Raw genomic sequence first — 21,153 nt, 5'->3', positions numbered from 1 at the left:
GAACGGCAGCTTAATGAAAATCCCGGCTTGGGAAGAGGCGTTTTGCTTGATCGCGCGGATGCATGGCGCGGGCGGGATAGCGGGATTTCTTGGGGGTGTCATCCGTGCGAGGCCCTTCGGTTGTCAGGGCATCGGGGAGCGGGTGGCCCAGTTCCGACAGCTTGTGGGACATGTCCTGAACGTCCTGTGCAATCAGGTGCACCACGATACCCTCACGTTGCAGATAACCCTGCACCTGTAGCAGCCGCCCGCCCATAACGACACGGCGAAATCGTTCATAAACCTTGGGCCAGACCACGACGTTGCTGACGCCGGTTTCATCCTCAAGCGTCAGGAAAATCACGCCCGAGGCCGTCCCCGGGCGCTGGCGGGTGATAACCAAACCACAAACGCTGTAACGTCCAACCGCGATATGTTTCAAAGAGTCATGTGTGACCAGTCCCGGCAGAGATGGGCGCAAAAGTTCCATTGGGTGTGCCCGCAATGTCAGCCTGGTTGAAACATAGTCCTCGACCACTTCTTCGCCCAATTGCATGACCGGCAGGTGCGTCTGTGGCTCATTGATCGCTTCTCCATCAATCGGATCGTTGAAAAGAGGTAGTGGGTTATGATCCCGAATTGCCTTCACCGCCCAAAGCGCATCGCGACGGGCAAGGCCCATATCGGAAAACGCGTCGGCCTCGGCAAGGCGTGTTAGCACATCAGGCCGCAATCCGGCCCTCAGCCAAAGTGCCTCGGGATCCGGATAGCCATTACCACGCGCGGCAACAATCCAACCGGCATCTTCTTCCCTGAAAGCTTTGATCTGGCGAAATCCCAGCCGCAGGGCCAGCCTGCCATCGGGGCGGCGTTCCAACGTGTTGTTCCATTCGGAATGATTGACGCAAATGGGGCGCGTTTCCACATTATGTTCCCGCGCATCACGCACAATCTGGGCCGGGGCGTAAAACCCCATCGGCTGGGAATTGAGCAGCGCACAGGCAAAGATCGCCGGGTGGTGGCATTTTAGCCAGGCCGATACATAGGCCAGCATGGCAAAGGCCGCTGCGTGGCTTTCCGGAAAGCCGTAATCGGCAAACCCTTCGATCTGACTGAAACAGCGTTCGGCCACCTCCTGATCATAGCCCTTGCCAAGCATGCCATTGATGAATTTGTCGCGATGCGTGCCGATTGTTCCCATCCGCCGGAACGAGGCCAGAGACCGGCGCAGGTGGTCGGCCTCTTCAGCGGAAAACCCGGCTCCGACAACGGCGATCTGCAAGGCCTGCTCTTGAAAAAGCGGAACACCAAGGGTGCGCTTGGTAACTTGTTCCAATTCCGAGCCAAAAGGTTCCGGTTTCTCATCACCGTTCCGACGCCGGATATAGGGCTTGACCATATCGCCCTGAATAGGACCGGGGCGAACAATGGCGACCTCGATCACCAGATCATAAAAAGTTCTGGGCTTCATGCGGGGCAGAAAATTCATCTGCGCCCGACTTTCCACCTGAAAGACGCCCACCGCATCGGCGACACACAGCATGTCGTAGGTGGCTTTGTCCTCTTGCGGGACCGTGGCAATCGTCAGCGTTTCCCCCTCATGCACCTGCATCAGATCAAACGCTTTGCGCACACAACTCAGCATGCCCAGCCCCAGAACATCGATCTTCAGAATACCCAAGGCGTCGATATCATCCTTGTCCCATTCGATGACCGTCCGGTCCTCCATCGCTGCATTTGAAATGGGTGATAACTCGTCCAGCCGCCCACGCGTGATGACAAAACCGCCAACATGCTGAGATAAATGGCGGGGGAACCCGATCAGTTCACCTATCAGGCGAATGGTCTGCATCAAACGACGGTCCTCTGGAACAAGGCCAAGTTCGCGGATGCGGTCCAGATCAACACCGCCATTGGTCATACCCCAGATTTGGCTGGACAGACCTGCGGTTACATCTTGTGATAACCCCATGACCTTGCCCACTTCGCGGATCGCAGCACGAGAACGGAAATGGATTACCGTGGCACAAAGCCCCGCACGGTGGCGGCCATATTTCTTATAAATCCACTGGATTACCTCTTCGCGCCGTTCGTGTTCAAAATCCACGTCGATATCCGGCGGCTCGCCCCGGTATCTTGAGACGAACCGCTCAAAAACCATAGCGATCGTATCCGGGCTGACATCGGTAATGCCCAAAAGATAGCACAGGATAGAATTTGCGGCCGATCCCCGTCCCTGACAGAGGATGCCTTGCGATTTGGCAAATTGCATGATGTCATGAACGGTCAGGAAGTAGGCGGGAAATTTAAGTTCCTCCACCAGCGCCAGTTCTTTCTTCAGAAGTTGGATTGCGCGACTTGGCGGGCCAGCGGGGTAACGGTTTTTCAACCCTTCATGGGCCAGACGTTCCAGGCGAGCCTGCGGTGTTTCGCTCCCTGCGTCCTCATGAGGGTATTCATAAGACAGCTCCTCCAGATCAAAACTGCATCTGTTGGCAATCTCAAGCGTGCGCCGCAACGCACCGGGGTGGCTACGGAACAAACGTGCCAGATCGGCCCCTGATTTCAAACGGCGTTCTGCGTTGAGCAGCGCACGGGTTCCGATCTGATCAATGGTGATATGGTTGCGCATACAGGTCAGCACATCGGCCAACTGCCTACGACTGGCGTGGTGCATCAAAACATCCCCAACCGCGACCATGGGGGCGGATGTCTTGTGCGCCAGCCGGGCACAGGCCGCCAGATAGGTTTGGTCGCTGCCATCATATCGGGGGGCCGCCCCCAGAAAGACATGATTAGAGAAATATCGCCGCATGGTTTGAATATCCGAAGTGGCTTCTGCCAGGCCAGTTTGCGGCAAGGCGATCAAGATCATGCCTTTGCACGTGGTTATCATGTCTTCGCGGTAAAGGTCGCATTGCCCCTTTTCGGCCCGACGTTTTCCCAACGTCAGCAACCGGGTCAGTCGCTTATAGGCGGTCCGGTCACAGGGCAAGGCAAGCCAATCCACGGAACTGTCCTGTAAAATCAGACGGCACCCAACGATCAGTTTCGGCAACGAAAATGCGGTCGGTTTCGCAATTGGGTCAAGTCGTCCAACCTCTTGCCGAGAAGATGAATCAATCTGATGCTGAGACCGGATTTGCACTGCACCTTTCGCCTCACGTTTCAGCTCTTTCAGCGCACTCCACGCGCGCACCACCCCGGCCAGGGAATTGTGATCCGTTATGGCAATAGCAGACAGCCCCAGTTCCGCCGCGCGCGTGACCAATTCTTCTGGATGAGATGCGCCGGTCAGAAAGGTAAAATTCGTCGTCACGCAGAGTTCTGCATAATTCTGCCCTTGCGCATGTGTTTCCAGCATATCCGGACGATAGGTGCGGTTCACCTCGATCATGCGAATTCCCCCTGCACAAACCAACCCGGATTTTGCGGGGTGTGAAATAACCAAAGCCGCCGCCCCTGTCTTGTCTCCACGCGCCAGTAATCGCGCAGACCTGAGCGCCAGTTTTCATCCTCAAACCACCATTCCGGTGCGATACGTTCAGGGCCCGTGGCATGGCCTGTGGTCAAGGACATGCGCCGCCAGCGAAAACGGCTTGGCGGGTGCGGTCCCGTTCCAGCAATCGGTTCCGGCGGAAACAGGCAAAGCGGGCGTCGCTTTGCACTGTTCCAACCACTTTGTGGTTCAGAATAAGCCGCGCAAGCGATCAGAAAGCTGCGCTCCGGAATATGGCTGTCTGCTGGTAGGAACCGTTGGATATTCTCCAACCCGATACGTGTGCCAAGGCGGCTAATCAGGTCGTCTAACTTGTCTTTGTCATGATCCGATACGTGGCTCACCTGCTGCACGGGCAATGCCTCGACCTGTGTCGCCTCCAGGCGCAATTGATCAATGCCAAACCCGGCCTCAACCTCGGCTAATCCGCGCTCGAACAAGGGCAGGATGCGCTTGGGGTCTTGCAAGGGCCGCGCCAGACGCAGCTCAACCTGTTGCTGATCCTGATCTACCCGGCGCAGCGTCATGCAAAGCATGCGCGCACCCATCTCTCGCGCTTTCAGTTTGGCGCAAAGCTGAACCAGCAACCGTTCGGTTCCAGCCATGACATCAGTCAGCAATCCAATCGGTTCCGGCAAGGTCATCCGCAGACCGTAATGTGGGGGATCAGCCAGCGGTGTAATCTCTTCGGGATGTGTGCCAAGGGCCTGATCAAGCCGCAGCAAAAGACCGGGGCCAAAGCGGCGGGTCAGGGGTGCGCGCGGGGCTGTCGCAAGGTCCCCAATTTTGCGCAAGCCCAACCGCTGTAACGTGACCGTTGTGTCTTCCTTCAGGCGCAGCGCGGCCACAGGCAGGGTTTCAAGCGCGCTCCGCATGTTACCAGAGGGGGCGGTTCCCTCACCATAATGGGCCAGCGCCCAGGCTGCCCCCGCGTGTCGCCAAGTCCGATTTGCACCGAAAGCCCCGCCCGCAACAACCGCCTGCGTATGTCCACGATCATGGCAGACTCTCCACCCCAAAGATGCGCCGATCCTGTTATATCAAGAACCAGCCCGTCCTCACCCTCCGCCCCGACCCAGGGGCAATACCGTGTCGCCCAGCGGCGCAAAATATGCAGGAAACGCTGATCTTTTGCGGGGTCGGCCGGAGCGCTTCGCAAGTTTGGGCAAAAGGCGCGCGCATCGGCATAAGACATCCCCCGGTGCAATCCCTGCCGCGCGGCTTCACCGTTCAAGCAATATATACGATTGGCATCCTGCTGTTTCAGGGTCAGCGCAAAGGGGCCATCAATCAGATGCTGGCGTAAAACCCGGTCACTTGCCAGCCGAGGAAACCATAATGAGACGACGCGACGCTGTATCCCATCGAACATGCCAGACACCCAATGTTCCTGATTTGTTCTTAATAAGCTCCCATTTTTGCAGAGTCGAGTCCTTGGGGTCAAAAACAGGGCCACACCGCCACCTGGTTTCCGCGGCATTGCTACCCATGCCTTCGGGGATGATGGCCAACCCGGTGGATTTTCCCTCCCGCGCGGCCAACTGCAATCTTCGCCCTTCGGTCAGGCCGATAGGCTGATTCAAGGTCATCACAACAAGGGTGACAGCCCCCGATCGCAACGCTTCTTCTGCGACGGCCAAAACCCCCATTTGATTTTTGGCATTGCAAATGGTCACACTCGCCGGGTCAATGAACTCAGCAAACCCGTTGGGATTGGGTTGCACAGTCTCCCAGGCCTCGCGCACCCAAAGGATTTCCCCACCCAGCCGCGCGGCCAGCGTAAAAGCGAAAACAAAAGCCCCGGACCCGCAAACTTCATGGGTGCGGGCACTGTCAGGTGGAAAGAAACGTAGATCAGAGCTGTGCATGTCTAAGCTTTAGCAGTTGATGGCCATATTGAAAAACAGCAGAAACCGCCAAAGCTGATATTGGTGCAGTTGCGGCGAAAGTCAGCAATGTCCGCGCAGTCCAGTCATTGGCGCCATCCGCGGCGAAGGTTGGGTTTGGGCCCACTCCCCCAAATGCTGCGGCGCGCTCGATTGGACGCCAGGCACCCAAAGCCGACATCGTTGCCAGTAGAAACGGCGCTTAACGGACATACGAGGCCCCCGCGTCGAACGGCTGCAATAGGCACGAATTGTCAAACGCATCTCTGAGCGGGGTGTCCGTTTGCGGAGTTCTTCGATACGGCGATTGGCCCCATCACCTGTTCCGGCATTTGCTTCCAAAGCGGTCATCCTCTTGAGCCGACGGTCAACTACGTTGAATGTCCAACCGTGCAGAAACACCTGCCGGGGTATCTTCGAATGACAGTTTTCCACCGTGCAATTTCGCAATAGTGGCGACGATCGTCAGGCCCAGCCCGTGACCGTCGATGGTCTTTGTGTTTTCACCGCGTTGAAATGGCGCGAGCATGTCTTCGATTTCCGTGGCCGAGCTTTGGGAACCCTCATCGTCGATGATGACAGTTGCCGATTGCGCGTCAGCCTCTAACGAGATGGTCGCGCTCCGACCGTATTTCAGAGCATTTTCGATTAGGTTCGTAATGGCTCGTTCCAGCGACACGGGCCGCCCAACAACAACAATATCGCGGTCATTGGACATCACACCGTACCCTTGCCGGGACATGAAGATGGATTTCCCGCCCCGTACAATGACATCGTTGCCTTTGCGGAGGGTCACTGGGCGTCCGACGTCTTGGTAGTTGGCCACAATCGCTTCCAGAAGTGATGTCAGAGATAAGTTGCGTGGTTCTTCGGCGCCCATTTCGACGTTCGTATAGGTCAGTACGCTCTCGATGATGCCCGTCATGCTGTCAATATCTGTTTCAAATTTGCGACGCAAGTTGCCGTCTTGGATCAACGCAGCCCGTAGGCGGAGCCGTGTGGCAGGTGTGCCGAGATCGTGGCTAACACCAGAGAGAACGGCGGCCCGGCTCGCCAGTTGTTCGCGCTCGATTTCCAGATAGCTGTTAACGGCCGTTATGATCTCTTGCAGTTCTTGCGGGCCATACGGTTCATAGCGGGTGGGACCACCTACACGCCGACGATTTCGCAACTGGTCGGCGAAAGACAGGAATGACGAATGTAGGTTCAGGACCACCGTTAGAAGGATGCCTGTCGCGACCACCACCAGAAGTGCGGCGAGGATACGCAGATCTGGCGGGGCGACGTCACACCCCCATACGGTGTTGCCAACTATCTCGACCCAATCGGCATCGCCCATGCGGGCCACGACAAATGGGTCGCTGCAGAAGGTGGCCAATTTCCGGGTTATAGCGCCCAGCGTTTCGGCTCCAGTCTGGCCGTTGCGGCGCGGCAGGTCCGCCAGGCTATAGGTCAAACTGGGCGACAGAATGGCCAAGGTAACCGGTGCCCCGGTGATCTGGTTTGCGGTATCGGGCAGGATTGGGACAATCGTGATCCGCGGGGCATCAGGCGCGCCCGAGATTTGGCGGAATGATCCGTTTGTCGCGTGGACCTGATCGGCGTCAGGCAAAGGTGTGATTTCCATGCCCGCAGGTGGGGCAGTACCGTTTTGCATCGCATAAAACAGTGTTATCCCTGCGTTATAAGCCGCAATGCGATGCTCGCGCCAATCTGACGTGGATTTCGTCCACATCCAAACCGTGCCGCCGCCCATTAGAAACGCCGCAAGAACCAGGATCGGCCCAATCATGCGCAGGCTGTTCGGTTTGAACTTCACGCGTCTGAAACCGCGACGTCCACGGCGAATACATAACCAACACCTCGTTCAGTCTTTAGGATTTGTGGGTCCTTCGGGTTCGCTTCAATCTTATTGCGCAGGCGCCCGACCAAAACATCAATGGCTCGGCCCGATGTCTCGCCGGGGGGCTGGGTTTCTCCGGTGACATCCAGATTGGCCGCGATTTCTTCCCGCGTGAGGGGAATGTGCGGGTTCGCCAACAATACCTGTAGCAATGCAGTTTCTCGGCGCGATAAGGCGACTTGAACCTTGGATGGGGACGAAACCTCGCCGGACTTGGCGTCATAGAACCATCCGCTGAAATTGAACGTCTTGGTGTTTCTTCGGTGCACCAGTGACGCCGACCGTTGTGTGCGCGACAGGACGGCTTTGACACGTGCCAATAGCAGTTCAGGGTTGAATGGCTTGGCAACATAGTCGTCCGCCCCAACCGCATATCCTTCCATGCGTTGATGATCTGCAGATAAGGCCGACACCATGACAATCGGCACCTCCTGTTCACGTCGTAGCCGTTTGCAGATTTCCAAGCCGTTCTCGTCGCCCAGCATAACGTCGAGCAAAACCAGATCGACGCGGCCGCCGTCGATATGCGTGCGCACTTCTGCTTCGTTGGCGGCGGGCAAAGCAATCGACCCGTTCTGACGCAGAAATTGCGTCATCATCTGACGCATGTCAGGGTCATCATCGACGACAAGGATACGCGGGATCGGCATGGTTCAGGTTCTCCGGCGGATGCCAAGGTTTTTGGTCGGACAAAGGAGCGTCATCCCGTTATGTAACAGAATGCAACAAAATCGAGCGCAAAGTAACAGCGTGTAACAAGCCGTGCAATTTTCTGCATGCGTGCAGCGAATACCCGTCATGTAGCAATTGCATCGACATCGTCGTGGCCCTCACATTGCGGCCACTCGAGCCGCGAAGAGCGGTCTTTTCTGGGAGGAAATCGAAAATGAAAACTCAAGTAATTGGCACAGCATCCGCACTCGCCATCGTCGCATCTACGGCGGCATTTGCCGAACCACAGGCAGAAGTCCTCCACTATTGGACGTCCGGCGGCGAAGCACGTTCTGTGGCTGTGCTGCAAGAAGAATTCGCGGCGGGCGGCGGCACTTGGACCGACATGCCGGTTGCTGGCGGTGGTGGCGATGCGGCTGGTACAGCCCTGCGCGCACGTGTCTTGTCCGGCAACGCACCAACCGCTGCACAGATCAAAGGCCCAGCGATTCAGGAATGGTATGCCGAAGGTGTTTTGGCCGACATTTCAGCAGTGGCTGAAGCCAATGACTGGGCAAACCTTTTGCCAGCGTCCATCGCAAACCACATGCAGTGTGACGGCACCTGGTGCGCAGCCCCTGTGAACGTTCACCGCGTTGACTGGATCTGGGCCAACACCGAAGTCCTGTCTGCCAACGGTATCGAAATGCCAACGACGTGGGACGAGTTCAACGCCGCAGCCGAAACACTGCAAGCCGCTGGCATCATCCCGCTGGCCCACGGTGGTCAGGCTTGGCAGGATGCAACAGTCTTTGAAACGGTTGTTCTGGGTCTTGGCGGCGCCGAGTTCTATCAGGCCGCTCTTGTGGATCTCGACCCCGAAGCCCTGACATCTGACACGATGGTTGCGGTGTTCGACCAGATGCGCACTATGCGTGGCTACGTCGACGAGAACTTCTCCGGTCGTGACTGGAACCTTGCGACAGCCATGGTCATGAACGGCGAAGCGGCGTTCCAGATCATGGGTGATTGGGCGAAAGGTGAATTCCTAGCGGCCGGCAAAGTCCCAGGCGTTGATTTCTCCTGCGCATCCACTCCGGGCGATGGTTACCTCTACAACGTTGACAGCTTTGCAATGTTCTCGGTTGAAGGCGAGGACAAAGCAGATGGTCAGGCGCTGTTGGCGGAACTGATCATGGGGCCAACGTTCCAGGAAGTGTTCAACATGAACAAGGGCTCCATCCCTGCCCGCACGGACGTCGATCTCTCTGGCTTTGACGAGTGTGCTCAGATCTCCGCAGCAGACATGGCCTCCACCAACGACGCTGGCACTCTCATGCCGTCCTATGCACACGGCATGGCGCTTTATGGCGCGCAATCGGGTGCGATCACGGATGTTGTGACTGCGCACTTCAACTCTGACATGACCTCCGCCGAGGCTGTTCAGATGTTGGCTGACGCAGTAGCAAACTCCCTGTAATTTCTTGCAATTACCTAAGTCGGCCCTGTCCCCTTTCGGGGCGGGGCCACCAATGGATAGGGGGAACATCTGATGACAAGATGGTTGCAAGATAATATGCCAAAGATCGTTTTGGCGCCGTCGTTCATCGCCGTCATGGTGTTTGTCTACGGTTTCATCGCATGGACTGCATGGGTGTCACTGACGCGGTCGCGACTGATGCCGCGCTACGAGTTTGACAGCTTCATTCAGTATGAACGCCTCGCGGCCTCGCCGCGCTTTGAAACCGCGATGGTGAACCTCGCGATTTTCGGCACATTGTTCATCTTGATTGCGATGGTCCTGGGACTGTTGCTGGCCATTCTGCTGGATCAAAAAATCCGCACCGAAGGCGCGATCCGCACGATTTACCTTTACCCTATGGCCCTGTCGATGATCGTTACCGGCACCGCGTGGAAGTGGATCCTGAACCCTGAACTGGGGATTGAGGCCACCGTCCAAGGCTGGGGGTTCGCCAACTTCGAATTCGGTTGGCTCGTTGACCCCGACAAGGCGATCTATACGGTTGTGATCGCGGCGGTCTGGCAAAGCTCGGGCTTTGTGATGGCGCTGTTCTTGGCTGGTCTGCGCTCTGTGGATGAAGAGATCATCAAGGCCGCGCAAGTCGATGGCATTCCCACATGGCGCGTCTATTCGGCCATCATCATCCCGTCGATGGCCCCGATATTCCTCAGCGCGTTCATCGTGCTGGCTCACCTGGCGATCAAAAGCTTTGACCTTGTCATTGCCTTGACTGGAGGGGGCCCCGGTTACGCCACCGATCTTCCAGCCACCTACATGTATGCCATGGCGTTTTCACGCGGCGACATCGGACAGGCGGCAAGTTCGGCCATGGTGATGATGCTTGTCGTCTTCGCGATCGTTGTCCCCTACCTCTACTCAGAATTGAGGACCAAAGATGACTGATTTGTCCTACAACCCGTCCCGCGGCCAAAGCCCCGCGACCAAGCTGGTCTTGCGTCTTGTGCTTTATATTCTGCTCAGCCTCTTCGCGCTGTTCTACTTGATGCCGCTGTTCGTCATGATCACGACTTCGCTTAAGTCGCTAGATGAAATCCGGACGGGCGATCTTGTCTCGCTGCCGCGTGAGGTAACGTTTGACGCCTGGAGCACAGCATGGTCCTCCGCCTGCACGGGCATCCAATGTGAGGGCATGCGACCCTACTTCTTGAACTCGCTACTGATCGCAATTCCAGCCGTGATAATATCTACGCTTGTCGGTGCGCTGAACGGCTACGTTGTGGCCCAGTGGCGGTTCAAAGGTGCTAATATCTTCTTCGCGCTGTTGCTGTTTGGCTGCTTCATCCCGTTTCAGGTGGTCCTTTTGCCAATGGCACGCATGTTGGGTGTCATGGGGATTGCAGGGACGATCCCGGGGCTGATTTTTGTTCACGTCATCTACGGTCTGGGATTCACGACGCTGTTCTTCCGCAACTACTACGTCTCCATCCCGAGCGAGCTGACGAAGGCCGCAAAAGTCGACGGTGCTGGCTTCTTCCGCATTTTTTGGTCGATCTTCCTGCCTCTGTCGCTCCCCATCATCGTGGTAACCGTGATCTGGCAGTTTACGCAAATCTGGAACGATTTTCTGTTTGGCATCTCGTTCAGTCAGGCGGGGACACAACCGCTGACAGTTGCGCTCAACAATATCGTCAACTCGACCACCGGCGTGAAAGAATACAACGTCGATATGGCCGCAGCGATCATAGCGGCACTGCCGACCCTGCTTGTCTACGTCGTTGCTGGCAAATACTTTATTCGCGGTCTGACCGCTGGGTCCGTGAAAGGATAATACAATGGCTCCGATCCTCGAAGTTAAGAACCTGTTCAAGAACTACGGGTCCACCGAAGTCCTCAAGGACATCAATGTCTCGATTGACGAGGGTGATTTCCTTGTCCTTGTCGGCCCATCCGGCTGCGGCAAGTCCACGCTGTTGAACTGCATCGCAGGGCTAGAGCCGATCACAGGCGGTGACATGTTCATCAGCGGTCAGAATATGACCAACGTCAGCCCCAAGGACCGCGACATCGCCATGGTTTTTCAGTCCTACGCTTTGTATCCAACGATGACCGTCGCCAAGAATATTACTTTTGGGATGAAAGTGCGCGGTATCGATCAAGCAACACAGGATGCGAAACTGGCGCAAGTTGCCGCCCAATTGCAAATTGAACCGTTGTTGCACCGCAAGCCGGGTCAACTGTCTGGGGGTCAACGTCAACGTGTCGCCATGGGTCGGGCATTGGTGCGCGATCCCAAGCTGTTCCTGTTTGATGAACCCCTCTCAAACCTTGACGCGAAACTGCGGGTCGAAATGCGCACGGAAATCAAGGCGCTACACCAGCGGCTGGGAGCATCGATGGTCTACGTGACGCACGACCAGATCGAGGCGATGACACTGGCGACCAAGATCGTCGTAATGAAGGGCGGCGTGATCCAGCAAATCGGCACTCCGGCCGAGATCTATAACCGTCCTGCCAATCTGTTCGTCGCCGACTTCATGGGCAGTCCTGCAATGAATCTGATACCCGTCAAAACCAAAGCGAATGGCAAGGGCACGCGGATTGAGATCGCGCGAAAGGACGGGGATCCGATTGTGCTCACTGATACGCGCAATCAAGATCTCCCAGAAGACGTGATACTTGGCGTGCGTCCCGAAGATATCGTGGACTCGGCACTTGGTCGCCTGAGCGACACTCAGGAAGCGGAATGTGTGATCGATATCGTTGAACCGGCAGGCGCCGATACATTCGCGGTGATGCAGTTGGGGGGCAAAAATGTGACTGCTCGCCTACATGCCGAAACCACTGCGACCCCGGGAACAGCGCTACGCCTCGCCTTTGATATTGGAAAAGTGTCCTATTTCGAGCCAAACACTGGCCTGCGCTTGAACTGACCTGATGCGCTTGGTGGCAGATATTGAGGGAGCAAATACACGTTTGGCCTTAGCCGCACATGGCGTGATCGTTCCAAGGACGGTCCGTAGTTCTCCGAACGACGACTGGCCTCATTTTTACGATATGCCGGCAGCCTACTTGCCTGAGCAATCACCAGCGCGTCTTACTGATTTGGTCATCGCTGTGGCTGGGCCTGTCGAAGGTGGTCTCGCACAACCGACAAACCGAAACTGGACGATTTGCGCGGCAGATTTAGTGCGATCGACAGGCTACACAAAGCCTTGATATTGAACGATCTTCTCGCCGGGGCTCTTCGTTGTCTTTCTCATCGTTCCCTCCTTAGTGGTTACGATGAGCAACAAACACTCTCTTAGCAAATGACCCTATTTGGACCCATAAGCGCTGACGTCAGACAGTCTATACCGACATCATCTCGGCTCTCGATTCATTGTCGCTCTTGGGCTTCTCGGCAGAGCATCCGAAGATCCAAGAGGCTCTTACCTGGTTTGAATCGCATCAGGCAGCCGATGGAATGATAAACACCATCGAAAACCCGAGCGGCACAGGCGATATGCAGCTTTGGCTGCAACTCGCGATCTGCAAGGTTTATCAAAGGTTCTGGAGCTAGGTTCAGCGATCTTGCTCCAGTGTTTGACCAAACACGCCAAATCAGTCTGTTTGCAACGGGCATTCTTGACTTTGCAAGCGACCTTTCGCAACGCAGCGGTGCAGAACCAGTCGTTCGGATTGGTCCGGGCAAGGTCCGGTTCGCCCGCGTCTTACCAGTTGATACGGGTTGCGGCGAAAGGTACTCGGAACCGGACCAGCCCTTTAGTGATCGCGCCGCAAAAGTTATCGAGAAGCCCATTCTGCAAATCTGATTTCTCGCTGCGTGCGCACGCAGCGCGGGAAATGCGACATAGCCGAAGAGTTCGGTGCTGCTTAGCAGCACAAAGAGCAGTTATTCATGCAGGCCACAGCGAGGATCCTGCGTCGAACTCACAGGTTGCAGGACTATCCCCAGCGCGCCACGGCAAAGGGATGGGTTACGGCAAAGAGGATCAACCAAAGCATTGGAGGCGTCCTTCTTGCGGGGCTGGCCATGTTTACATGCCCCGTGACGCCGCCCGGAACGTCCACCAACCGACGATGAAGTGGAAAAAGACGAGGGCAAAGACACCAATGGCGACGATCTCGCTTTCCTCCATCAGGCTCATCACTGCCGCGTAGGTTCCGGCGACCCCAAGAAGGATGCCGACCCCTCCGGCCCATTTCCCATAGCTTGGCGCACCGAGCATCGCGATCCCATAAAGCATCATTCCAAAGGGCGTCAGGGCAATGCCAGTTACGACGAAGCTGTCGACCCAGCCCTGCGAGACCTGCCATGCGATGACGAGGACGGGCCTGAGGTCAGCCGCAGTTTCCGGTGCGTGGTAGAGTTCGGAGATCACGGTTGTCGCCGTGTGCGGGATGGCGCCTGCGGCAAGAACGGCGAGGCCCAGAAAGGACAGTATGGCCGCTGCAAGCGCCATGCCATAGCGCGCGCCCCGCAGCGCGATCAACAGTGCAACGGAATGCAGCGCCCAAAGCGCCAGAGTGAACAGATAGGCGGTATTTTCGATGATCCGGACCCAGCGGATATCGGGGAACCGCGCCACCGCCGCTTCGCCTTCGACCGTTTCGAGGCCCACGAAGGCTGCAAGCATTCCGAAAACCCCAAGCAATAGTACGCTGCCCAGAATACCCGACAGTCCGCCCCATCTGAGCGCTGATTGGTCCTGCGCGTCCATGTTATACCCTTTCAATTGTATTTTCGGCAGCGATCAGAACGACCTTGCCACTCACATTCCCGCTTTCCAGCATGGCATGCGCCCGAGCGGCCTCATGCATCGGGACGGTTTCAGCCACCCGCGGCGCAAGCCGTCCTTTCAGCGCCATAGCAAAGAACCCTGAAAGTGTCTTTTGGTACCAATCGGGATTGTCGCGTGGGTAGCTGTCCATGCCCGGCCCTTTGACCAGATGCCGCTCTCCCGGCGAGATCGCGAAAAGGCCCAGCAACCCAAGACTGGGCAGGATAATCCCGGTCCCGGACCGGAGTGACCCGGCCATGCCCAGCATCAATAACCGCCCGTCCGGGCGCAGTGCGCGCCACGACCGCATCAATTGTCGCGCGCCACCGACAAGGTCGATCACAACGTCGGCCCCGCCATCTGTCAGGTCGCGGCTCTGCTGGATAACGTCTGCGGCCTTGTAGTCAATCGGCTCTGCACCGTCGGTGCTGATCTGATCGTGTTTGCGCGCAGCATCACAGCCATAGGTCAGCAAGCCAGCCTCGCGACCCAATTGCAAAAGCGCACTGCCCAGCCCGCCACCCGCTCCCTGAACAAGCAGGCGTTCGCCCGGCTGAACCTTGGCCGCCTGATGCAGGGCAAGGCTCGCCGTCAGATAGTTGACGATCAGCGCAACCGCAGCTGCGGGGGCAAGCCCGTCAGGCACCGGCACCAGATCAGCGGCAGGACGGCACAGGTATTGGGCATAGCCACCGGCATCCCCGAAGGTCCAACCGCCGACACGCTGTCCCGGCGACAGGGTGGTTACATCGCGGCCGACCTTATCGACGATTCCAACGATATCTTCACCCGGAGTGTAGGGCAGCGCGGGGAATCCGGGAAACCGGTGACCGCGCAGCATCACATCATAGGCAGAGACACCTGCCGCCTCGACCTGCACGCGGACCTCGGTCGGGGCAGGTTCGGGCAGATCCTCAGCCTCCCACAGTAGAACGTCGGGCGCGCCATGGCGGCGGATCGTGATGTGAAGCGCGGCACCGGCACTCATGACGGGACATCGGAGTATTGGGGTGGTTTGGCCTCTAGCGCGCTGAAGTCGAAGCCGCGGAAGATGAACCAAAGCGCCATCACCATTTCCTGCACCGCGATCGGCGCCACCAAGAGGGGTGCCCAGGACGGCAGCTCTACAAACATCGCCGCAATGACAATGGCCAGTAGGATGATGATCGCGATCACCCCCCAAAGCGATATCCAGCGCGGGATCAGCCTTGCCCGATACAGCACCGTATAGAGGCAGAGCGCGCCCAGCCCGAAAATGATGTTGTAAATTGACCCATCCGTGTTGCCCAATGCGTTCTGCGCGACGATCAGCATTCGTGCACTTTCGGCGGAGACCGGATCAGCGCCTGCCGCCACAGCTTCGCTGAGCGATAACAGCGCGAACTTGTTTGTCAGCGCCACGGTGATCAGGATCACCCCCTCTACCCCGCGAAAGAAGAAATAGGTCAGCGCCATCCCGACGCTGACGCGGGCCAAAACCGGGTAGATGATTGCACCGATCAGAGGCATGGCCAGAATGCAAACAAGTTCGATCATCAGGCCGAAAGTGATGACAGATTTGTTCTGGGCCGCGATGGTCAAAACATCGGGGCTGTCGAGCAGGGATCGGTAGAACACCTCGCCCAGAAACAGGAACGCTGTTGCGATGATGAACAGGATGCCGACAATGATCCCCGCCCGGCGGAAGTTGGTTGCGTCATGTTGCATGGGTGGCTCTATCTTGGGTCGCGCCCAGATCAAGACCGCGCAGGAACAGCCAGACGGCCAGCACCATTTCGTTAATCCAGATCGGAAGCGACAGGACAAGGTCAGTTGTGCCGCCCATGGTGATCTGGCCGAACAGGATCAACAGGCAGGACACCAGCAGCATTGACCCACCAATCAGGCCCCAAAGCGATAAGACAGGTGGCACCAGCCGGTATTTGAAAAGCAGTGGATAGAACAGAAGGGTCCCGCAGCTAAAGACGATCAGCACCAACAGGAACATCGCATCATGATAGGCTGCGACCCAGCCGGTGTCAGTCACGAGAAGGACGATCACACCCGCGGCTGTCGCAACGCCCAATGTGCCTTCCACAATGCGCAACCCCAGATATCCGGTGGCCACAAGCTCTGATACGTGCCGCAGAACTGGGTAGAGCGCGAGCGCGACACCTGCACTTGCGAGACCGCTGGCGATTTCAAATATGACGGCCAATGAAACCATGCCCGACTGTGCGGGCTCTCCTTGTACGCCCTCAAGGATCATCTGGCCTGCCATCGTTGACGCCGTGGCCAATACAAACAACACGGCCGCTACGCGCGCGGCGCGTCTGACGAAAGCATCAGGTGGGCCGATGGATGTGGTGACGGTGGCGAAAGAGGTACTCATCCTGCTTTATCCTTCCCGGTTGCATCAGCAGCCCGCAATGCGTTGATCTTCTCCACGATTGGCTGAATGCTTTGCCTGTCCACATAGTCAAAGCCTTCGATTTCCTCGCGGCCTGCCTTGCGATCCCGGTTGGCCAATCCGGCAATGATCAGCATCAGGCGGTCGTGCCAGCGCAACTCTTTTGGAACCTGTCGGCCTTGCAGCGCAAAGTGCTCCGCGTGGATGAGCAGGTCGGGCGGCAGACTGGCCGCAAGCCAGCCGTTCAGCTTATCACTCGGCGGCGCGCCGGAAACGGTGAAAAAGATCAGGGGTTTTGCGCAGAGGGCGGCTGTGTGTCTGCGCATCCAACTCGCGGCCAAGGGTTTGTAGTAGTAGATCGGGCAACCCAGAATGATGAAATCGCATTGGGTCAGTGCCGTATCATCCTCTCGGATGTTGTAAGTCGGCAACCCCGTCGCCTCGGCGATCCAATTGGCGTAATCACGGGTGCTGCCGTGCTGTGTATCGTAGAATATGGCACCGCTCATTGGACCTCCTCCGACTGTCTGCATAGCAATTGAAGCCCATTCTACGGCATCGCGACCCAACCTAATTGATATTTATCAGTCGGGTTCACGTTGACCGAAGGTAGCCTGAGGCGAAATGCTTCTCTGGTCAATGCTGCAACAGAACCTCGGCAGCGGCGGCAAGCAGCGAATTGGGCCCGCCTGCGTTGATGAATGGCCTGTTCCAGGGCATCCGAGACAAAACCGGCACTGGCAGTGCGGCTTGCCCGCCAAAACGACAATCCGGCGGGCAAATACATCGATGACATAGGCGACCTAGGTGAACCCCCGGCCACGTTGCGACATAGGTGACGTCGCTGACCCAAAGAACATTTGGTGCCGGTGCATGGAACTGTCGGTTCACCTTATCCAACGGACTCGGTAGCGCCTTGTCTGGGATCGTTGTCTTCGGCTTCTTGCCACGCACAACGCCTTCGATCACGATGTCCTTCATCAGTCTGGCAACCGTCCACCGCGCCGAAAGCCTTCCCTGCACATCAGATGCCAAAGCTTGCGCACGCTAGAGACGTTGAAGTTTTGCTCAACGATCCGTTCGATCTCGGGCTTGAGTTCAGCATCACGCAGCGGACGGGCCGACAGGCGCGAAGAGTCTACCCGCGGCGCCAAGCTGTCGCAAAACGTCGCTGGAGCAATCGGGGACCCCTGCAAATTGGCTATGGACGGTGATCTTCTATCAAGCGGATCATCGTTTGAATGGGCGGACGCGCTCCGCCCGGGCATAATATGCGGACGCCTTGTGAAGGATCTCGTTGGCCTGCTTCAACTCACGCACTTCACGCTCAAGGCGGTCATCGTCTCAGCTTGTTCGGTGGTGATGCTGCCGCGTTGGCCGGTATCAGCTTAAACCTTCTTGACCCATTCGTTCAGCGTTTGCCATGCACAGCCAAACTATGACGCAATCGACACAATCGCTGACCAACGACTCTCATGCTGCCGTGCACGATCCAATACAATCCGCACGGCACGGTCGCGCACTTCTGGTGAATACTTGTTCGTTATCTTCTTCATGATGCTCCATCCTACTCATGAATTGGAGCCTCTGGCAAACCCGGCGCGGTTCTGTAAAATGGCGGACTGGGGAGGATTCGAACCCCCGACCCCTTGATTCGTAGTCAAGTACTCTATCCAACTGAGCTACCAATCCGCGTAACGGGGGATTTAGACGCCGCGCTGCGGGTTTGCAAGGGTGAAAGGCAAGAAACTTTGGCCTAGCTCAACGTTCCGTCCTTGGGCAAGCTGATCGCAAATTCCGTGCCCGTTTCATCGGTGCGGCGCAGTTCGAGCCGCCCGCCGTGGCCGCGGATCAGATCGGCGGCGATGGCCAACCCAAGACCCGATCCGCCTTTGGTCGCCCCACCCTGAAACGGTTTGAAAATATGATCGCGGGCCTTTTTTGGCAGACCGGGGCCGGTATCGGTAAGGTAAATCCACCAGGCTGCGTCGTCTTCTTCGGCCTGGATGCAAATCTCGCCGGGCTTGCCGGTGGCGATGATCGCTTGGCGCGCGTTGCGCACAAGGTTGGAAATGACGCGATACAGTTGTTCGCCGTCCGCGCGCACTGTCAAACCTGCGGGGATATCCTCGGAGAATGAAAGATCGTGGTCGCCGGCCGCAAGCCGTTCGCTGTCGATGACATCGGCAACGATCGCGGCCAGGCCCACGCGCGCCAGCGCCGGCGGCGGTTCTTCGGCGCGCCCGAATGCAAGTGTGGATTCGCACAGGTTCACGGCGCGCGTGATTGAACCAACCAGTTTCGGGGCCATACGTTTGACCAGCGGATCATCAGAGCCTTCGATCCGGTCGGTGAACAGCTGCGCCGAGGTCAGGATATTGCGCAGATCATGGCTGATCTTGCTGACAGCCCCGCCAAGCTGGGCCAGCCGTTCCTTTTGCTTCAACGCCCCTGTCAGTTGCGTTTGCAGGGACAGCAGCGCCTCTTCGGCCTCGCGCAGTTCGGTGACACCGGCGCTGGGGGTGATGATGCGATGGGCGTCTTCGGGGGCGGCGGCATAGCTTTGCATATGGTTCACTACGCCCTTGATCGGTTTGACCAGAAAGATTTGCACAGCGCCGAACAAAAGAATTGCCGTGAAGATCGAAATGACAGCCGAGAGCATCAGGATGTTAATGCCGTATTCGATCATCGCGGCGCGTAGGGGGGCGGTTTCCATCGTCACTTCGATCAGCAGCCCGCCATCCTGAACGGGGTTGCCGATCACGCGGATGATCCGGTCTTCGGTGTCCCACAGGCGCATCATCGCATCGCCGATCAGGGTGAACGCGCCGGGATCGCGCATGTCAAAGGTATCGTCAATTGGCGCAGGGATCGGCGAGGACAGCACAAGCTGGCGCACCTCGTCACGCCGCAACACCACGTTGAACACGCCCGCGTTGGTCAGCAGTTCTTCTTCCAGCGCCATGTCGATCATGTCATCGGCCAGCAAGGCGAGCGATGCGATCTGCGCCCGTTCCAGACGCAACAGCAGATAGTCTTCACGAAAGCGCGCGACAGACGGCACAAAGATCAGCACTTCGGCCAACATCACAAAGATGGTGGTCAGGATCAGAAATCGACCTGAAAGTGAGTTAAGCATTCTGCCTCCGCCCGCGCTGGCTTAAGGTAGCCACCTTTGCACGAAACCCACAACCCGTTTGACCATTGCACTGTCGAACAGGCGTGGGCTGAAATAGGCACCTGCGGCGCGTTTGTTGACCTCGCCAATCGTCGGATAGGGCAGGACAGTGTTGGCAATGGCGGACATTTTCAACCCGTTGGCGATGGCCATCGCCCATATCCCGATCAGTTCACCCGCCTGATGCCCGACGATACTGGCCCCCACGGGTTTGCCCTTGACGACCATGACCTTGATCAGACCCTTGGTTTTCCGCTCGGCGATGGCGCGGTCATTGTGTTCAAATTCGAACCGCACCACTTCAAGGCGGTCACCATGTTTGTCGCGTGCCTGTGCCTCGGTCAGGCCGACCTGGGCCAATTCGGGGTCCGTATAGGTCGCCCAGGGGATATGATCGGTGCGCTGTCTAGAAGGTAGGCCGAACAACATCGAGCGGATCACGACGCCCGCGTGATAGCCCGCGACATGGGTAAACTGCATCCCGCCAGCCACATCGCCCACGGCGTACACCTTTTTGTTGCTGGTCGAGCGCAGATTGTCGCCCACCGTCACGCCAGCACGGTCATGGGCCACGTTGCCCTTGTCCAGATCCAGCGTGTCGATGTTGACCTTGCGCCCTACGGCCATCAGCAGATGCGTGCCCGTGATGTCGCCCTTGGGGGTGTGGACAGTAATTTTCCTGCCTTTGCCGCTGACCTTTTCGGCCTGCGCCCCCTCCAGAATTTCAACACCTTCGGCGCGCAGGTTATCAAGGACAATCGCGGCCAGTTCGGGGTCATCCTTGCCCATCGCCGTGGCCCCTTCGATCACCGTGACCTTGGAACCAAGCCGCACATGCGCTTGCGCCATTTCCATGCCGATCGGACCACCGCCGACAATGATCAGATGATCAGGGCGGGTCCGCAGATCAAAGATATCTTCGTTAGTGTAGACCTTGACGCCTTCAAGGCCCGGGATCGGCGGCACAAAAGGGCCGGACCCTGTGGCGACCACGAAGCGGCGCGCCTCGATCACCGTATGACCGGCCTGCACTTCGGTCGGGCTGATGAAGCGGCCAAATTCGGTGATGACCTGCACGCCCAGTCCTTCGAAACGTTCAACACTGTCGACGGGGGCAATCGTGGCGATCACGTCGTGGACATGATCCTTGGCGGCGGCGTAATCCACATCGGCGGCGACATTGGCAACGCCGTATTGCGCACCCTGTGACATGGCATGGGCCTGCTTGGCACTGGCGATCAGCGCCTTGGACGGCACGCACCCATAATTCAGGCAATCGCCGCCCATCTTGTGCCCTTCAAGCAGGATGACACGCGCACCCATCTGAACGGCACCTGCGGCGATGGACAGACCACCGGACCCTGCCCCAATAATGCAAATATCGGTTTTGATTCGGGGCAT

The 21,153-nt window shown here is 57.6% G+C and carries 16 protein-coding genes, 1 tRNA gene and 2 pseudogenes; 5 read left to right on the top strand and 14 right to left on the bottom strand.

Going from position 1 to position 21,153, the window contains the following annotated elements; genetic code table 11:
* Positions 1-10: 10 nt before the first annotated feature.
* The 5 genes and pseudogenes from FTO60_RS02060 to FTO60_RS02040 all read right to left on the bottom strand — a co-directional run bounded on the left by FTO60_RS02060 (position 11) and on the right by FTO60_RS02040 (position 7,917).
* The gene (locus FTO60_RS02060) at positions 11-3,376 is read right to left on the bottom strand and encodes an error-prone DNA polymerase (RefSeq protein WP_148054411.1); all 3,366 of its coding nucleotides are present in this window, start codon (positions 3,374-3,376) and stop codon (positions 11-13) included.
* Positions 3,373-4,850: pseudogene (locus tag FTO60_RS02055) on the bottom strand (DNA polymerase Y family protein). The gene FTO60_RS02060 and the pseudogene FTO60_RS02055 overlap by 4 nt, the downstream one beginning before the upstream one ends.
* Positions 4,792-5,346 carry an ImuA family protein gene (locus FTO60_RS02050; RefSeq protein WP_148054410.1) on the bottom strand — a complete coding sequence of 185 codons (555 nt, stop codon included), beginning with the start codon at positions 5,344-5,346 and terminating at the stop codon, positions 4,792-4,794. The pseudogene FTO60_RS02055 and the gene FTO60_RS02050 overlap by 59 nt, the downstream one beginning before the upstream one ends.
* Positions 5,347-5,731: 385 nt before the next feature.
* Complete coding sequence (locus FTO60_RS02045; RefSeq protein WP_254696863.1) at positions 5,732-7,099, bottom strand: sensor histidine kinase KdpD; 1,368 nt, start codon at positions 7,097-7,099, stop codon at positions 5,732-5,734.
* Positions 7,100-7,179: 80 nt separating this feature from the next.
* Positions 7,180-7,917 carry a response regulator transcription factor gene (locus tag FTO60_RS02040; RefSeq protein WP_148054408.1) on the bottom strand — a complete coding sequence of 246 codons (738 nt, stop codon included), beginning with the start codon at positions 7,915-7,917 and terminating at the stop codon, positions 7,180-7,182.
* 236 nt (positions 7,918-8,153) lie between these two features.
* Between FTO60_RS02040 and FTO60_RS02035 the strand changes: the two genes are divergently transcribed.
* The 5 genes from FTO60_RS02035 (at position 8,154) to FTO60_RS18005 (ending at position 12,617) form a co-directional block, all read left to right on the top strand.
* The gene (locus tag FTO60_RS02035) at positions 8,154-9,398 is read left to right on the top strand and encodes an ABC transporter substrate-binding protein (RefSeq protein ID WP_148054407.1); all 1,245 of its coding nucleotides are present in this window, start codon (positions 8,154-8,156) and stop codon (positions 9,396-9,398) included.
* A gap of 72 nt (positions 9,399-9,470) precedes the next feature.
* The gene (locus FTO60_RS02030) at positions 9,471-10,343 is read left to right on the top strand and encodes a carbohydrate ABC transporter permease (protein WP_148054406.1); all 873 of its coding nucleotides are present in this window, start codon (positions 9,471-9,473) and stop codon (positions 10,341-10,343) included.
* Positions 10,336-11,229, top strand: a complete 894-nt coding sequence (locus tag FTO60_RS02025) for a carbohydrate ABC transporter permease (protein ID WP_148054405.1) — start codon at positions 10,336-10,338, stop codon at positions 11,227-11,229. Before FTO60_RS02030 ends, FTO60_RS02025 begins: the two co-directional genes overlap by 8 nt.
* A gap of 4 nt (positions 11,230-11,233) precedes the next feature.
* Positions 11,234-12,331 (top strand): ABC transporter ATP-binding protein, encoded by a 1,098-nt coding sequence (locus tag FTO60_RS02020; protein ID WP_148054404.1) that lies wholly within the window; start codon positions 11,234-11,236, stop codon positions 12,329-12,331.
* A gap of 4 nt (positions 12,332-12,335) precedes the next feature.
* Positions 12,336-12,617: a glucokinase gene (locus FTO60_RS18005; protein ID WP_148054403.1), complete on the top strand. Its 282-nt coding sequence runs from the start codon at positions 12,336-12,338 to the stop codon at positions 12,615-12,617.
* Positions 12,618-13,438: 821 nt separating this feature from the next.
* On the opposite strand, the gene FTO60_RS02010 is transcribed toward FTO60_RS18005, so the two are convergent.
* The 9 genes and pseudogenes from FTO60_RS02010 to FTO60_RS01970 form a co-directional block, all read right to left on the bottom strand.
* On the bottom strand, positions 13,439-14,122 hold the full coding sequence (locus tag FTO60_RS02010; protein ID WP_148054402.1) for a hypothetical protein: 684 nt from the start codon (positions 14,120-14,122) through the stop codon (positions 13,439-13,441).
* Position 14,123: 1 nt separating this feature from the next.
* The gene (locus FTO60_RS02005; RefSeq protein ID WP_148054401.1) at positions 14,124-15,170 is read right to left on the bottom strand and encodes a zinc-binding dehydrogenase; all 1,047 of its coding nucleotides are present in this window, start codon (positions 15,168-15,170) and stop codon (positions 14,124-14,126) included.
* Positions 15,167-15,889: a DUF4386 domain-containing protein gene (locus FTO60_RS02000; protein WP_148054400.1), complete on the bottom strand. Its 723-nt coding sequence runs from the start codon at positions 15,887-15,889 to the stop codon at positions 15,167-15,169. Before FTO60_RS02000 ends, FTO60_RS02005 begins: the two co-directional genes overlap by 4 nt.
* Entirely contained in the window at positions 15,879-16,553 is a 675-nt protein-coding gene (locus FTO60_RS01995; RefSeq protein ID WP_148054399.1) for a DUF4386 domain-containing protein, read from the bottom strand. The genes FTO60_RS02000 and FTO60_RS01995 overlap by 11 nt, the downstream gene beginning before the upstream one ends.
* On the bottom strand, positions 16,550-17,080 hold the full coding sequence (locus tag FTO60_RS01990; protein WP_172623775.1) for a flavodoxin domain-containing protein: 531 nt from the start codon (positions 17,078-17,080) through the stop codon (positions 16,550-16,552). The genes FTO60_RS01995 and FTO60_RS01990 overlap by 4 nt, the downstream gene beginning before the upstream one ends.
* Positions 17,081-17,259: 179 nt before the next feature.
* Positions 17,260-18,127, bottom strand: a pseudogene (locus FTO60_RS17860) (IS3 family transposase); the annotation flags it as partial.
* 59 nt (positions 18,128-18,186) lie between these two features.
* Positions 18,187-18,263 (bottom strand) — tRNA-Arg (locus tag FTO60_RS01980).
* A 64-nt stretch (positions 18,264-18,327) separates the two neighbouring features.
* Positions 18,328-19,713, bottom strand: coding sequence for a HAMP domain-containing sensor histidine kinase (locus FTO60_RS01975; RefSeq protein WP_148054396.1), 1,386 nt, complete (start codon positions 19,711-19,713; stop codon positions 18,328-18,330).
* A 21-nt stretch (positions 19,714-19,734) separates the two neighbouring features.
* Positions 19,735-21,153 carry an NAD(P)/FAD-dependent oxidoreductase gene (locus FTO60_RS01970; RefSeq protein WP_148054395.1) on the bottom strand — a complete coding sequence of 473 codons (1,419 nt, stop codon included), beginning with the start codon at positions 21,151-21,153 and terminating at the stop codon, positions 19,735-19,737.

Origin of the sequence: Octadecabacter sp. SW4 (assembly GCF_008065155.1) — a bacterium.
Classification (GTDB): domain Bacteria; phylum Pseudomonadota; class Alphaproteobacteria; order Rhodobacterales; family Rhodobacteraceae; genus SW4.
This window is presented reverse-complemented; position numbering and strand designations above follow the sequence as displayed.